The following is a 14,246-nucleotide window of genomic DNA, read 5'->3' on the forward strand; positions in this document are numbered from 1 at the left end:
TACGTTAAGAGGTTATCATTGAGCTACGTGATTTGAGAATTTCAGCTGTCTCACATCTAGTGTCTCAAATCTCACTCACCTCAAACCCCGCTTTTTTCAAATCTTCCCAGTAGTATGGATAAGATTTTTCTACTACCTGCATTTCTTCAATTTCAACTTCTTTGATCAACAATGCAAGTGGTGCAAAAGCCATGGCCATACGGTGGTCCTCGTAGGTTGCAATGGTAATTTTATCCGGGAAATGAAGATTATCGGTGTTAAGCGTATAAACCAGGTTGTTTTCAGTTAGTGTAACGCCTATTTTTGCCAATTCATTCTGAAGGGCCGCGATACGGTCTGTTTCTTTGATTTTTAAGGTTTCTAAACCTGTAAAAGCCATATTTTTACCCAAAGCTGCGGCAATAACTATGATGGTTTGTGCTAAATCCGGGCAGGTTTTTAGGTCTAAAACTTGCTTGGTATCTAAAGAAAGGCCTAAGTTGCTAATCGCAATTCCGTTATCGGTTTTACTGGTAGCAATGCCAAAAATCTTCATGATATTTTTGATCTGGCTATCGCCCTGTAAGCTTTTTTCTTTTAAAGCAGGTAAACTAATTTCAGCTTCATCTGCCAGAGCTGCAATGCTGTACCAGTATGATGCTGCACTCCAGTCGGGCTCTACAACTAAAGTCCCTGGTTTAAAAGCCTGTGGTTTAATGGAAATTGAATTTGCATCCCAGTGATGTTCTATACCAACTTCAGCAAGCATATCTAAAGTCATGTCTACATAAGGTTTAGAAGTAAGCTCACCTTCAATTTCTAAAGTTAAGCCCTGAGGTAGGATAGGAGCAATCATCAGCAAAGCCGAAATATATTGACTGCTGATATCGCCTTTAATCTTTACCTGGGCAGTTTTTTGATCCAATGGACCAACAATACTCAATGGCGGAAAACCTTCAGCTTCTGCATAAGAAATATCAGCTCCGATAGTTTTTAAGGCTTCAGCCAAAATGCCAATCGGACGTTGTTTCATTCGCTCAGTTCCTGTTAAAAGGAAATTACCATTTTTGGCAGAAAGATACGCCGATAAGAAACGCATAGCAGTACCTGCAGGTCCAACATCAACCAGTTCTGAGTTTGCCGTTTTCAGTTTGGAGTCTGCTCCCAACTCACTGCCCTCAACTCCCAACTTATTTAGGATGCCATTTAAGGTTACCGTATCGGCAGCATTGGAAAGATTTTCAACTTTAACCAGTTTTTTGCTTAGTGCGCTAATAATCAGGGCTCTGTTGCATTCGCTTTTTGAGCCTGTTAATTGGATTTCCGTATTAATATTCCTGGTTCCTTTAAAAGAAACTAAGGCATTTTTAGACATTTTTATTCTGTTTTATGCTTAAATGTAGTGTCAGGGGTTACCATCTGACACTACATCTTAAATCGTTTCGTGAATGGCAATGAAGTATTGCTACTTGAGGCTTTTATTTTTAAGATTTAGACTTTAAACCCTCCACCTTAAACCTTTCAACCCTTTACCTTATTTACTAACTTCAGTATGTTGTTCTGCAGCAATGCCTTTTTCAGCTTTACCAGCATTCATAATTTCAGTTTGCTTACGGATAGATTCACCGTGCATTAATTCTAAGAATTTCTCTGTAAAGTTTAAGTCTAATTTTAAAGCTTTTGCAAAAGCATGCCCTTTTTTAATGATGGCATCCCAACGGTTAACCTGTAAAATTGTTACCTGGTTATCACGCTTAAATTCACCGATTTTCTCTACAATAGCCATACGCTCACCCAATTTCTGTAATAAGATATCATCAATTTTATCAATTGATTTACGCAGTTCAGCTAATTTGTCAGCAGATGCTTCGTTTGGTGCTTCAGGCTCACGTACGGTTAAACGATCTACTAATTCTGCTAAAGCAGCCGGTGTAACTTGTTGTTTGGCATCTGTCCAGGCAACTGAAGGATCTACGTGAGATTCGATCATTAAACCCTGCATATCTAAATCCAAAGCTTTTTGAGAAATATAAGGGATGAGCTCACGGTTACCACAGATATGGCTTGGATCGTTGATGATCGGAAGTTCAGGACATAAAGTTTTTAACTGGATAGCCATTTCCCACATTGGTTCGTTACGGAAAGAACTTTTTTCGAACGAGGAGAAACCGCGGTGAATAGCACCGATTTTAGTAATTCCTGCACCATTGATACGCTCAATCGCACCGATCCATAACTGTAAATCTGGGTTAACCGGGTTTTTGATCAATACCGGAACATCATGGCCTTTTAAAGCATCAGCAATTTCCTGAACCGTGAAAGGATTTACCGTAGAACGTGCACCGATCCAAAGGATATCTACACCAGCAGCCAAAGCCTCTTCAACGTGTTTTGCGTTTGCAACTTCTACAGCTGTTGGCAGGCCGGTTTCTGCTTTGGCACGTTTTAACCATTCTAATCCAATACTTCCGATTCCTTCAAATTCTCCCGGGCGGGTACGTGGTTTCCAGATACCTGCTCTCAATACAGATACTTTACCGGTAGCGGCTAATAAATGTGCTGTAGTTAATAATTGTTCTTCAGTTTCTGCACTGCAGGGACCAGAAATGATTAATGGTTCGTTGTTTACGTTTAACCAGGTGTTTAAAGGCTGAATGTTTAAATTAAGTTTCATGATGACGGGTTTGTTTAATGTCCAGAGTCCGAAGTCGGATGTCCGGTTTATATTTTAATTATTTTATTATTATAAGTATTAATCTGCTATTTTGTCTATGGGCTTCTAACTCTCTTACACTTTATCGTTCTTTTGGTATTCGCCCAGGATATTAAAGTTTGATGTATATTTTAATGCCTTTCTAATGGCCTTATCATACTTTTCGGTACTAGGCCATTCTAAATCGACGTAAAAGTAATATTCGTTTCTTTTACCTAAAACCGGCATAGATTGTATTTTTGTTAAGCTTACCTCTTGTTCGGCAAAAATATTTAACACAGTGGCCAATGAGCCGGCCTTGTGTCCAACCTGAAAACAGATGGAGGCTTTGTTTATTTTTTTCCCTTCGTCTGTTTTGTCTTTTTTCAGGATCAGGAAACGGGTATAGTTTTTCTTATTTGATTCTACACGGCGTTCTAAAATGTTTAAGCCGTAAAGTTCAGCAGCCAAGCTGTTTGCAATGGCCATGGTATCTGTTAATTGCTCTTCCTGGATCCGTTTTGCACAGGCAGCGGTATCGTTGCTCTCTACAATTTTAATCTGTGGATAATCGTAAAAGAAATCAATACACTGTCGGATAGCGATAGGGTGTGAGGTAACCACTTTAATATCCTCAAACTTTACGCCCGGTAGCGCCATTAAGTGCAACTGAATAGGTAAGTAAACCTCGCCAACAACTGAAAAACCAAAATCTCTGATCAGTGTATAGTTTGGCAATAAACTGCCGGCGATAGAGTTTTCGATCGCCATTACTACGAAATCAGCCTCGTTTTTCTCTAGCTTGTCGCAAGTCTCTTTAAAAGAATTACACTCAACAGTTTCAATGTCTTTACCGAAGAATTTGTAAGCGGCTTCTTCGTGGAAAGATGCTTTAATACCCTGAATTGCTACACGTTTTGTCGTTTCCATTTTTGTGTTAAAACAAAAAAGTCCCGGCTGTTTGCCGGGACTTTTTTATACATTTTAATATTGTGATATATCTTTTTGCATATTAGCCCCGGCTCTTACTAAAATAGTAAAAGTAACCAAAGTAATATGTGTTTGTATTTTGCATTTCTTTTTTTGTTGAGCCAAATGTAACAACAAAATTTAATTTGTCAATACGAAATTGAAAATATTTTTAATAAAATTTAATTTTGTTAAAAACTGGCTAGTATGTCTATTGGTCTTCTTGTGGCTTAAAATGCTATAAAAGCAGATTTTTATTTGGTTAGAGGCAGGCGTTATTATCGAAAGCGTTCAATAAAGTCGTTGTCATCTCGACTGAAGCGTAGCGAAAAGAAGAGATCTGCTTGGATAGATCTCTCAACTACGTTGCACTTCGCTCGAGATGGCGGTAGCTAGTAAATAAATGTCTTATTTGAATTATTTTTATGAAATCATTGATCCACTGGATATCCGTCTTTTCGAATGCGAAAACATCATATGTGTTTATCTGTGAGCATCTGTGACTAAAAAGATAGCTAAGTTGTATAGTAAAAAAGGTCTGAGGAAACACAGACTTTCAGTGCATAACTATTTTTTTACCCTGTAGAACTTAACTCTCCCCGATCGTTAAGACCTTTTACTTTTTGGTATTGCAGTTCTTCGTATTTTCTTTTTTCCTCGTCACGTAACTCCTGCTGCATAATTTTTGCAATCTTAGTGCTTCCATCATGGCTCCATCCCGGCGGATTGAAAATGTATTTTACTTTATCCATGAATGTTGGTGCCTTTTTAACGTCGGCTGTTAAAGCAATAAACTCATGGAAAATGATATTTACAGGGCCGGTATCCTTCGGTTGTGTGGTTAAGCCGTATTTCACTACATCCTCAGGCAATTCGGCCTGGAAGGTTCCGAACCACCTGTCCCAAAGAATTAATACCATACCCATATTTTTATCAAGATAGCGCACATTGCTGGCATGGTGTACCCGGTGATGAGATGGGGTTACAAATATATACTCGTACCATTTCGGGAATTTGATGTTGTATTGGGTGTGAACCAGGTTGCCATAAATTTGGGTAACCAGGTAAGCAAAAAGAATATCAACCGCCGTAAAGCCCATAAAAGCCAGTGGCAGGTAAAAGAAAACCCTGTACAAAGGCTCAAAAACCGTTGAACGGAAACCAGTGGTTAAGTTAAAGTGTTCAGATGAATGATGCGTAACATGCATGGCCCAGAAAAAGCGGACGTAATGGCCCACGGTATGCAAAAACCAGTATAAAAAATCCTGTGCTAAAATCAGCACAATCCAATAGGCCCAAACATTATTAATCTGGAATAAGCGGAACTGGTAACAATAGGCCAGTAAGAAAAAAGTAAATGTTTTGGTACCTAAATTAATGAAAACGGCTGCCGTCATCAAATAAATGTTCGTCCAGGTATCGCGTTTCGTATATAATTTTCTGTCGTGCTGGTAGCTAAAATACATTTCAACCAGGGTTAAAACGATTACGAAGCTAAACAGCCCGATCACAGAAATATCACTTCCGGTATATTTCATTTTATAAACTGTTATAATAATCTAAACTGCTTAAAATATCGGTTGTACTTACACGGCAGTTAAACGTGCATTTACCTATGTTTTCCAAAAGTGAAAAGAGGATGTTTCCATCTTCGTTCTTTTTATCACTTTTCATTAAATCCAAAAGTGTATGATAACTTTCTTTTTTAATGTGATATTTAGGGTATAACGATAAAATATACCTGCTGATATCCTCCAATTCTTCAGTGCTTAGTGTACTGTTGTTGATTGAAAGTGCTGCCTCGCACACAAAACCAATGGCAATGGCTTCACCATGTGTTAACGGATTTTCGTCGTTTGCCAAAGAATAACCTTCAATGGCATGACCGATGGTATGTCCGAAGTTTAAAATCTTACGCAGGTTTTTCTCATGCGGATCAATGGTGACCACCTCATTTTTAATTTCTACCGAACGGTAAATGTCTTCTGCCGCCGGCGTTAAATAGTGGCTTGCCTTTAATTTCTCGTAATAAGGTTTGTCATAAATTAAACCATGTTTAATCATTTCGGCAAAACCCGACAAAAGTTCGCGCGCTGGCAGTGTTTTTAAAAAAGCAGTTTCAATAAAAACCATTTGTGGCAGGGTAAAGGTACCCACCATGTTTTTGACGTTGTCGATATCAATTCCCGTTTTACCGCCAACTGAAGCATCAACCTGCGAAAGAAGGGTGGTAGGGATATTAATGAAATCGATTCCGCGCTTATAGGTTGAGGCGATAAAACCACCCATATCGGTAATTACACCTCCGCCGAGGTTAATCATCACGCTTTTACGGTCGGCTTCAAAATCCAGTAAGGTCTTCCAGATGCCAATGCAGAAATCTATATTTTTATTTTCTTCGCCTGCCGAAGTTTCGATCAGGTCAAATTCAGAAAAATCTAAGATGGATTGAAAAAGGGGTAAGCATATTTCACTCGTATGTTCATCAGCCAGTACAAAAACCTTGCTGTATTTGTTGCTTGCTAAAAGTGTTTTTAAAGCAGCTAAATTGCTTTCGAAATAAAGTGTGTGACCTGCGCTGGTAAGTGGTTCCATTAAATAATTTCTATTTTATTTTCGCCAAAAGTAATAATATCGCCAACTCTAACCTTATAACGTTTGCGGAATTCGACCTCGCCGTTGGTTTTTACCAAACCATCTTCAACAACGGTCTGGGCGTCACCGCCACTGCCAACCAACCCGCTTGCTTTTAACAGCTGGATCAACGGAATAAATTCTCCCTCTAATTTGAATTGTATCATTTTCTGCAAAAATACGATTATTTGGAGGTTTTTAGTTTTAACAACCAATGCTTTTTATAATTTTGCACCAATCTGACTTATTATATTGTAAAAAATGGATTTATCCAATAAGAAACTGCCCAATTTCGATAATACCGAAATTGCTTTCCGTCAAAAATCTAACCATGAACTAAAAAAGGCATACTGGCTTTTTAAAATGATTGGAAATAATTTCCTCACCAAAGTTGGTCCGGCCATTACAAACTTCTTTTTAAATATCGGTTTACCAATTCAAGGGGCCATTAAAGCAACTATTTTTCAGCAGTTTTGCGGTGGCGAAACCATTGCTGAGTGTAACAAAGCCATTGAGCAATTGGCTAAAGGCGGGGTTGGAACGATTTTAGATTATTCGGTGGAGGGAGAAGAAGAAGAAGAGGTTTTTGACGAAACCTGTGCCGAAATTATCCGTACCATTGTGCGTGCCGATGGCGATACCAACATTCCGATTACGGTTTTTAAAATTACAGGTATCGGCCGTTTTGCGCTATTGCAGAAACTGGATGCCAAAGAAACTTTAACTGCTGCAGAACAGTCGGAATATGAAAAAGTGAAACTGCGTTGCGAAATGATCTGTAAAACCGCTTATGACAGAGGTGTGCCAATCATGATTGATGCAGAAGAAACCTGGATACAAGATACTATTGATGAATTGGCGCTGGATATGATGCGTAGATTTAACCGTGAACGGATTATTGTGTATAATACTTACCAGATGTACCGTCATGATAAGCTGGCCGACATGAAAGCCGACCACTTAATTGCCAAAGCGGATGGTTTTATTCTGGGCGTGAAAATGGTGCGTGGCGCTTACATGGAAAAGGAGCGTAAACGTGCTGCAGAAATGGGATATCCGTCACCGATACAGCCTGATAAAGCAGCATCCGACCGCGATTATAATGAATCTTTGCGTTATTGCGTTGATCATATTGAAGACATTGCCATTGTTGCAGGAACGCATAATGAAGATAGCAGCCGTTTGTTGACTTACCTTTTGGAGGAAAAAAATATCACGCACAACCATCCACATGTATATTTTGCCCAATTATTGGGCATGAGTGATAACTTAAGTTTTAATCTTGCTGATTCGAATTATAATGTGGCAAAATATGTCCCTTATGGACCGATTAAAGCGGTAATGCCTTATTTGTTCAGAAGAGCACAGGAAAATACGTCAGTAGCGGGGCAAACTGGCCGTGAACTTGGTTTGATTGAAAGAGAATTAAAAAGGAGAAAACTGTAGTTCAGTTTTCAGTTGACAATTAGCAGTTTTCAGTTAAGCAAGATCGTCATTTCGAGCGGAGTGCAACGCAGTCGAGAACCCGAAGGCTCAGCGAAGCTAAATCTATCTCGAGATAGGATCTCTCCATTCCGCGGTGCTTCAGTCGAGAAGACGATTTTTCTTTTTGATATGTTGACAGAAATCAATTCAGCATCTCTCATGCCTTATAATTGACCCATTATTTTTTTGAAAACAACATGCAGTAATGCTTGGGGTCATGCAGCTTCGCTTTGCGCTGTATCTTTTTGGCTGCCCTTCGACTTCGCTCAGGGTGACAGCCAAAAAGGATGCCGCTTCAATCGAGTTTAAGTTGAAAGGCTTTCTAGAACCAAATTACTTCCTTACTACAAAAGATTGTTTGCCCGTTAGCAAGTCATAAAAAAGGATAAAATCGCTGGCCAAACTATAAAGCGGGTATTGAAAAGTAGCAGGTTTATTTTTCTCAAAAAAGAAATGTCCAACCCATGCAAATCCATAACCCAGTACAGGTATAGCCAAAAAGAAATGCCAGTTATGAAAAAGAAATCCGGTAAAGAAAGCCAGGCAAACTAATCCGGTACCAATAAAATGTAAAATACGCGATGTGGTATTGCGATGTTCCGATAAATAAAATGGGTAGAACTCTTTAAGCGACTTAAACTTTTTTTCTGACATCTGTTAATTTACAAAATTCCGTTCGCTTTTAAAAAGGCACCCAATTGTGCCGGCTTTTCGGTCATTAATAATGCGTTTAGTCCTACCTTTTTAGCACCTTCTATATGCTGTGGACTATCGTCGATAAACAGGGTTTCGGCAGGGTCGAGGTTATTTTCCCTTAACACCTGCTCAAAAATATTGGTATCGGGTTTACGCAGTTTCATGTGTTGCGAAAAATAAGCTTTCTCGAAATAAGCATCGTAATTATTGATCTGGAAAGTTGTTTTCAGGTAGTTAATAATCCAATCGTAGTGGATTTCGTTGTTGTTGCTCAACAAAAAAGTACGGTATTTTTCTTTTACTTCCAGTAGTAAATCGTGGTTTTCTTGTATGGTTCCGATTAACAGGCTGTTCCATGCCTCATCAATCTGCTGGTCGGTTAATTCCGGATGATCTGCGGCATTTCTTATTCCTGCCCTAAATTCTGCCGGAGAAATAGCTCCAGTTTCAAAATCATCAAATAATTGGTTGTGCGCTTTGTGCGCAAAGAAATTTTCGATATCGGTAATACCTAATTTTTGAAAGGAGGCCTGGGCAATTCTGAAATCGATATCAAATATTACGTTTCCGTAATCAAAAATAATGTTTTTAATGTTTTGCATAGCAATCATCGGGATTTTCTGCAAAGATATTATTGCCGGATTAATGAAAGGTATTAAATCAGCAATTTTTATAATAAAAAACCCGCAGTGCCTAATTGGTGGTTAATACGTTGTAGATGCGTCATTCCAGCCTTTGCAAGAATGACGCAACATCAAAATAAATTTATCTTAGATTTATTTAGGCGCTACCGTAATCGATTGGATAATAGTTCGTTTCTTTTTATCGACTGTTTTTACCGCTTTAAATACGAAATAAATATCATGAGTTTTTCCGTCCGGAATCATTTGGATCGGCACACTTTTTCTAAAGTTAGATTTCCCGATCATCATGCCTTTACTATCATCCAATCTGATTTCGATTTCTCCATCCGATGCAGGATCAAGGTTCAGGAAAGAAAATCCGAATCCAGAAATACCGGTTAAATCAACATTTTTAATGGTTATCCAGCCATTATCGCCGGTAAGAACAAGTTTTTCGCCACCATAAATATCTCTAAGCTCAAAGCCTTCAAAATCCTTAATGTCTTCTGCATCAATTACATTACTTCTCAGGTTGATCACTTGTGTGGTGGTTAACGGTTTTTTTAGTGCTGTACCTCCTGCATCTGTATAAGTTGCCTTTAAAGTTAAAACTGATTTCTTCTTATCAGTTGCCGCTGTTGGAATGATTTTGCCTGCAGTTGGCAGTGAAGCTTTAACCGCCTCTTTGTTACCTAAAGTCATAATCCATTCGGTAATTTTTTTTACCTCTGCCTCTTTCATCGCAGGATGTGCCGGCATTGGTACTTCTCCCCACACGCCATGGCTACCGCCAATTACTTTTGAAGCCAGGTAATCAACCGCTTTAGGGTCGTTTTTATATTTTGCCGCAATTTTATCAAAAGCCGGGCCAATAGAAACAGCCGATTCTTTGTGGCAGGTACTACAATCTGATTTTAACATCAATGCTTTACCCATCATGGTTTGTGCTGCCTGCTGGTGCCCCAATTGAGCGCCGGCTAAATCGGTGCCTTCTGTATATGTATTTGAAATATATAAGCGGTTATTGTTCACTTTAGCACCTTTATCGCTTACTAAAACTTTATAATCCACTGGTTTATCGGGAAAGTAAAAACTCTTGTTTCCAGCTAGGTCTATAGTTACAGTTGGGTGTTCGTTACCTGCATATGCCGGTATCACCTGACTTTTTGCAGAAGCTTTACTGTTGTCTGTTACGGTAACACTTACCTGATATTCGCCTGCTTTAGCGAAAGTATACTGTAGCGTTGGCCTGGTGGTGGTTTTGGTAATGCCTTTTCCCAGGTTCCATACATAAGTTAAAGGATCTCCGTCAGGATCTTTAGCGGTAACTGTTGCCGTCATTTTATAAGGCAATAAACCACTGGTTTTTGTAATGTTCAGGCTTTCAATAGCTGGTGGACGGTTGCCTTTCAGGTAATCAATTCTGGTAATTGCCGCATCAGGATTTTTGGTGAACCAGCCTTTACCGTACTCCAGGATATACAATTTTCCATCGGGCCCCAATTCCATGTCAATAGGTGCAGCTAAAGAAACATTAGACATAAAGGGTTCCATGCTTACATAATCACCTTGTGCATTCATGGTTACCGCTTTAACCCATCCCCGTACCCATTCATAAATGATTAGCTTCCCGTTGTAATAAGCGGGGTAAGGTGAGTTTGCTGTGGCATAATATACCGGACCGGCCATCGCTGTACGGCCACCAGCGCCCACTTGTGGAAACTCTTTGGATTCGCCGTAAGGATACCAGATATAAGCCGGCTGTGCGGGTGGCAATTTTTCCAAGCCGGTATTATTTGGGGAGTTATTTATCGGCGATTCAGGATCAAATGCATTTCCGTTTTCGCCATTGGTATAATCATAAGCCTTGTATGGATAGTTATTGCCTATAAATAGGGGCCAGCCAAAATTACCCGCTTTACGCGCCTGGTTTACCTCATCGTAACCTCGGGGGCCCCGCAGTGGATCATCGTTGGTGGCATCGGGGCCAACTTCGCCCCAGTATAAAAAGTTGGTTTTCTGATCAACAGAAATGCGATAAGGATTTCTGTTGCCCATTACATAAATTTCAGGTCTGGTTTTCGGATTTTCTTTTGGGAAGAGGTTGCCATCAGGTATGCTGTAGGTGCCATCTTCATTTACTTTGATCCTAAGTATCTTTCCCCTCAAATCGTTGGTGTTACCAGCTGATCTTCTGGAGTCATATTGTTCAAATCCCTTCCTGTTATCAAGCGGGGCATAGCCTTTGTTCACATATTGTTGTTTTGGTGCATCAAATGGGGTAGAGTTATCGCCTGTTGATACATAAAGCAGGTTATCTGATCCGAAAGCAATAGAGCCACCGGTATGGCAGCATATTTCGCGTTGAGAATAGAATTCGAGCACAATTTTTTCTGATTCCTTAACAATCTGATCGTTAACCAACTTAAATCTCGAAAGTCGGTTTACAGATTTGTCAAATGGGCTATAAAAAAGATAGATGTATTTATTTACAGCAAATTTTGGGTCTGCGGCCATGCCCAATAAACCTTCTTCTGCATTTACATTCGGGGTATTGGTTTTGAAATAAACATCCAGTTTACCCGCTTCTTTAATTTTTTTAGTCTGGTTTTTATAAATTAATACCTCACCCCGGCGCTGGGCAACCAGAATATCCAGGTTTGGGAGTATCGTCATTTCTGTAGGTTCTGTAAATTCTCCCTGCGCAAGGGTAACTTTAACAAAGCGGTCCTGGTCTGGCGTATCTATTTTATGTTTGGGAAAGAAATCGAAAGCTTTGCCTTCGTAAACTTTTTTGTTTTGTGTAGTTGCCGATATCAATATAAGTGCAATGACAGATAGCAATAGGGTAAATGTTGTTTTCATTTATTTGGTCGAAAGATTTTCAATAAATATAGGCTATACTTTTGTAGCCTGTGGTATTGTATCAAAATTTATGCGAAGAACATTAGATCAAATATGAATGAAATGTTGGGAAGGTGCATGATGTTATTACTGTTTAAATTTATAATCAATTAATATTCAGTTGTTTATTTTAATTATTTATTTGTCATCTTCAGAAAGATATAATTACGTTTAACAATCGCACACCAGGAAGTTGTTTTTTAAGATTATTTTATGTCAGCTTATTGTCATCGTGATTTTAATCTGTATATTACGACATGAACGATAAAGTAAATTTGATTCTTGGAATAGTTTTCCTTTTAGGTGGTTTTAGTGTTTTTTTTGTGATTTTTAGCGGGAAAAAGGGTTAGTCAGTTTTGAAAAACATCATTCTCCTTTTATAAGTCGTCAAATCTGGTTCCCCAATAAAATTGGATTCATTTTCTGGCAGTACAGTATTCTATAAAATGTAGGATTACTGAATTATGCCTTATGAATGCCCACAGTCTTCCATATGCCAATTATTGGCGCTGGCTTTGTAAAGCTTGCCGCTAAATCATCATCATTTATCGCTTTGATCTATTGATCTGGTGCGAAAATCTATTTAATGGCTAAACCTTTTTTGCTTTTTGTATGTTTATGGATTAAATTCTAAATAAAAATGCAGGGAACAGTAAAATTTTATAATGAATCTAAGGGATTTGGTTTCATCATAACAGAAAACGGAGAAGAAATTTTTGTTCACGTTACTGGCTTGGCTGGTAAAATAAATCAGAATGATCGGGTAGAATTTGAGGTGGCACAAGGGAAAAAGGGACCTAATGCGGTTAATGTTAAAAAGATTCAGTAATTCTATGAGATTAGGTACAGTAAAGTTTTACAATCAGGAAGAAGGTATTGGAAGTATCATACCATCAAATGGAGGGAGAGAAGTAAGTGTTTTTGCCCATGGTGTGGTTGACCCTATAAAAACCAGTAACATTGTTCAGTTTGATATTGAATTCACACCACAGGGAATTGAAGCCACTAAGGTGATCGTGCTCTCGGCTTAGATCGTATTTGAGGAATATCTTCGCTATATTTTATTGGTAAGATATCATTATATAGAGATAAGCAGCTTCAACGGCCCGCAAGTGATGATGACTTAAAAGTGGTTTTAAGAACTAAGGAGTGACCTTGATAAAGAAGTTCTGTCTGTATAAACCGCTTAATTAATCGGACATGATTTAAACGTCACGGCTAAAGATTGATGGCTTGTTGTAATAATTTATTTTAGCAACATGTAACCAAATCGCATAAATTTGGTCTTACGGTTGTTTACCCTTAAATTTTTATGATACAGCTAGAGCCAATTAAAGGTTTTTTTTACAAAGAGCGTGCTTTACAGGCAATGTACCCCATGTGCATGCTGATTGTATGTGAGGGAAGTGGCTTTTTGTGTATGAATTCCGGCGATTATGCCCTGCTTAAAGGTCGGATTTTTTTTATTCCGGAAGAAGGTTTGGTTAGGTTGGATGGCGAAATCACTTCAGGTTATTGGCTGAGTTTTAGTAGTTTGTTGTATGCTGAATTTTTATTGCAGCATCTGGATCCGCAAGCTAAAAATCTCTTTTTAAATTTATCTTTCAGGGATCTCGATCCGCAAAAATCAACTAAAACTTATAGTTTACTCGAGCAGCTAAAAAAAGAAATTGATCATAAAAGAGATATGCCCTTTTTAGCACAATATTTATCATTGTTTTTGGGTTTTACAGCTGGCTTAGATGGCTATCTTGCTGCATTAACTTTGGATGATTTACAACAGGTAATGAGATTTCGGGCAATTTTAGAACAATTTTATAAGCAGGAGAGATCCATTCAGTTTTATGCCGAAGGTATGGGCATGAGTCCGGGCAAATTAAATAAATTTTTAGATCGGGTGCTTGGAAAAAGTTTCGCGGTGCTCATCAAAGATCGCATCATGCGCGAAGCAGAAGAATTGTTGCTTCATAGCGATTACACGATTGATGAAATAGCTGCACTTTTGGGTTTTGAACAAACCACCAATTTTAGCACCAGCTTTAAGCGGCATAAAGGCATTTCAGTATTGCAATTTAGCCGTCTAAGCTAAAATTGGAAGAAAAAATTGGTGCGTCTGCCAAAGAAATGTTCATCAGCTTGATTTCATCCCTTCTAGAAAACAGGTATTCCAGACCTCACCACATTAATTGTTTCTCGCCTAACGCGTAAAGCTTTGCTTACTGTTTCTATTTTCTCAGCCGCACCAATTTTATGTGTGCTAAATT

Annotated in this window: 13 protein-coding genes; 4 read left to right on the plus strand and 9 right to left on the minus strand. The window is 38.7% G+C overall.

Going from position 1 to position 14,246, the window contains the following annotated elements; genetic code table 11:
• Positions 1–64: 64 nt before the first annotated feature.
• The 6 genes from aroA to ABEG20_RS04205 all read right to left on the minus strand — a co-directional run bounded on the left by aroA (position 65) and on the right by ABEG20_RS04205 (position 6,441).
• Complete coding sequence (aroA, locus tag ABEG20_RS04180; protein WP_406826133.1) at positions 65–1,354, minus strand: 3-phosphoshikimate 1-carboxyvinyltransferase; 1,290 nt, start codon at positions 1,352–1,354, stop codon at positions 65–67.
• 159 nt (positions 1,355–1,513) lie between these two features.
• The gene (locus ABEG20_RS04185) at positions 1,514–2,653 is read right to left on the minus strand and encodes a chorismate mutase (RefSeq protein WP_406826134.1); all 1,140 of its coding nucleotides are present in this window, start codon (positions 2,651–2,653) and stop codon (positions 1,514–1,516) included.
• 114 nt (positions 2,654–2,767) lie between these two features.
• The gene (locus ABEG20_RS04190; RefSeq protein ID WP_406826135.1) at positions 2,768–3,601 is read right to left on the minus strand and encodes a prephenate dehydratase; all 834 of its coding nucleotides are present in this window, start codon (positions 3,599–3,601) and stop codon (positions 2,768–2,770) included.
• A 614-nt stretch (positions 3,602–4,215) separates the two neighbouring features.
• The gene (locus tag ABEG20_RS04195; protein ID WP_406826136.1) at positions 4,216–5,178 is read right to left on the minus strand and encodes a sterol desaturase family protein; all 963 of its coding nucleotides are present in this window, start codon (positions 5,176–5,178) and stop codon (positions 4,216–4,218) included.
• 1 nt (position 5,179) lies between these two features.
• Positions 5,180–6,235 (minus strand): 3-dehydroquinate synthase, encoded by a 1,056-nt coding sequence (gene aroB / locus ABEG20_RS04200; protein ID WP_406826137.1) that lies wholly within the window; start codon positions 6,233–6,235, stop codon positions 5,180–5,182.
• Positions 6,235–6,441: an RNA-binding S4 domain-containing protein gene (locus ABEG20_RS04205; protein ID WP_090497219.1), complete on the minus strand. Its 207-nt coding sequence runs from the start codon at positions 6,439–6,441 to the stop codon at positions 6,235–6,237. Before ABEG20_RS04205 ends, aroB begins: the two co-directional genes overlap by 1 nt.
• 94 nt (positions 6,442–6,535) lie before the next feature.
• On the opposite strand from ABEG20_RS04205, the gene ABEG20_RS04210 reads away from it, so the two are divergent.
• Positions 6,536–7,720 (plus strand): proline dehydrogenase family protein, encoded by a 1,185-nt coding sequence (locus ABEG20_RS04210; protein ID WP_406826138.1) that lies wholly within the window; start codon positions 6,536–6,538, stop codon positions 7,718–7,720.
• A 372-nt stretch (positions 7,721–8,092) separates the two neighbouring features.
• On the opposite strand, the gene ABEG20_RS04215 is transcribed toward ABEG20_RS04210, so the two are convergent.
• The 3 genes from ABEG20_RS04215 to ABEG20_RS04225 form a co-directional block, all read right to left on the minus strand.
• The gene (locus tag ABEG20_RS04215) at positions 8,093–8,413 is read right to left on the minus strand and encodes an Mpo1-like protein (protein ID WP_406826139.1); all 321 of its coding nucleotides are present in this window, start codon (positions 8,411–8,413) and stop codon (positions 8,093–8,095) included.
• 8 nt (positions 8,414–8,421) lie between these two features.
• Positions 8,422–9,057, minus strand: a complete 636-nt coding sequence (locus ABEG20_RS04220; RefSeq protein WP_406826140.1) for an HAD family hydrolase — start codon at positions 9,055–9,057, stop codon at positions 8,422–8,424.
• 174 nt (positions 9,058–9,231) lie between these two features.
• Entirely contained in the window at positions 9,232–11,943 is a 2,712-nt protein-coding gene (locus ABEG20_RS04225; RefSeq protein WP_406826141.1) for a PQQ-dependent sugar dehydrogenase, read from the minus strand.
• 679 nt (positions 11,944–12,622) lie between these two features.
• Between ABEG20_RS04225 and ABEG20_RS04230 the strand changes: the two genes are divergently transcribed.
• The 3 genes from ABEG20_RS04230 (at position 12,623) to ABEG20_RS04240 (ending at position 14,071) form a co-directional block, all read left to right on the plus strand.
• Positions 12,623–12,811 carry a cold-shock protein gene (locus ABEG20_RS04230; protein ID WP_406826142.1) on the plus strand — a complete coding sequence of 63 codons (189 nt, stop codon included), beginning with the start codon at positions 12,623–12,625 and terminating at the stop codon, positions 12,809–12,811.
• A gap of 4 nt (positions 12,812–12,815) precedes the next feature.
• Positions 12,816–13,013 carry a cold-shock protein gene (locus ABEG20_RS04235; protein WP_406826143.1) on the plus strand — a complete coding sequence of 66 codons (198 nt, stop codon included), beginning with the start codon at positions 12,816–12,818 and terminating at the stop codon, positions 13,011–13,013.
• A gap of 281 nt (positions 13,014–13,294) precedes the next feature.
• Complete coding sequence (locus ABEG20_RS04240; protein ID WP_406826144.1) at positions 13,295–14,071, plus strand: helix-turn-helix domain-containing protein; 777 nt, start codon at positions 13,295–13,297, stop codon at positions 14,069–14,071.
• Positions 14,072–14,246 lie beyond the last annotated feature (175 nt).

The sequence above is a fragment of the Pedobacter sp. KACC 23697 genome (genome assembly GCF_045348445.1).
In the GTDB taxonomy this organism is placed as follows: domain Bacteria; phylum Bacteroidota; class Bacteroidia; order Sphingobacteriales; family Sphingobacteriaceae; genus Pedobacter.

What these genes read in the sequence shown, in the direction of transcription:
- ABEG20_RS04230 (WP_406826142.1), top strand. Translation starts at nt 12,623, where the DNA reads ATGCAGGGAACAGTAAAATTTTATAATGAATCTAAGGGATTTGGTTTC.
- ABEG20_RS04210 (WP_406826138.1), top strand. Translation starts at nt 6,536, where the DNA reads ATGGATTTATCCAATAAGAAACTGCCCAATTTCGATAATACCGAAATT.
- ABEG20_RS04215 (WP_406826139.1), bottom strand. Translation starts at nt 8,413, where the DNA reads ATGTCAGAAAAAAAGTTTAAGTCGCTTAAAGAGTTCTACCCATTTTAT.
- ABEG20_RS04190 (WP_406826135.1), bottom strand. Translation starts at nt 3,601, where the DNA reads ATGGAAACGACAAAACGTGTAGCAATTCAGGGTATTAAAGCATCTTTC.
- ABEG20_RS04195 (WP_406826136.1), bottom strand. Translation starts at nt 5,178, where the DNA reads ATGAAATATACCGGAAGTGATATTTCTGTGATCGGGCTGTTTAGCTTC.
- aroA (WP_406826133.1), bottom strand. Translation starts at nt 1,354, where the DNA reads ATGTCTAAAAATGCCTTAGTTTCTTTTAAAGGAACCAGGAATATTAAT.
- ABEG20_RS04185 (WP_406826134.1), bottom strand. Translation starts at nt 2,653, where the DNA reads ATGAAACTTAATTTAAACATTCAGCCTTTAAACACCTGGTTAAACGTA.
- aroB (WP_406826137.1), bottom strand. Translation starts at nt 6,235, where the DNA reads ATGGAACCACTTACCAGCGCAGGTCACACACTTTATTTCGAAAGCAAT.
- ABEG20_RS04240 (WP_406826144.1), top strand. Translation starts at nt 13,295, where the DNA reads ATGATACAGCTAGAGCCAATTAAAGGTTTTTTTTACAAAGAGCGTGCT.
- ABEG20_RS04205 (WP_090497219.1), bottom strand. Translation starts at nt 6,441, where the DNA reads ATGATACAATTCAAATTAGAGGGAGAATTTATTCCGTTGATCCAGCTG.
- ABEG20_RS04235 (WP_406826143.1), top strand. Translation starts at nt 12,816, where the DNA reads ATGAGATTAGGTACAGTAAAGTTTTACAATCAGGAAGAAGGTATTGGA.
- ABEG20_RS04220 (WP_406826140.1), bottom strand. Translation starts at nt 9,057, where the DNA reads ATGCAAAACATTAAAAACATTATTTTTGATTACGGAAACGTAATATTT.
- ABEG20_RS04225 (WP_406826141.1), bottom strand. Translation starts at nt 11,943, where the DNA reads ATGAAAACAACATTTACCCTATTGCTATCTGTCATTGCACTTATATTG.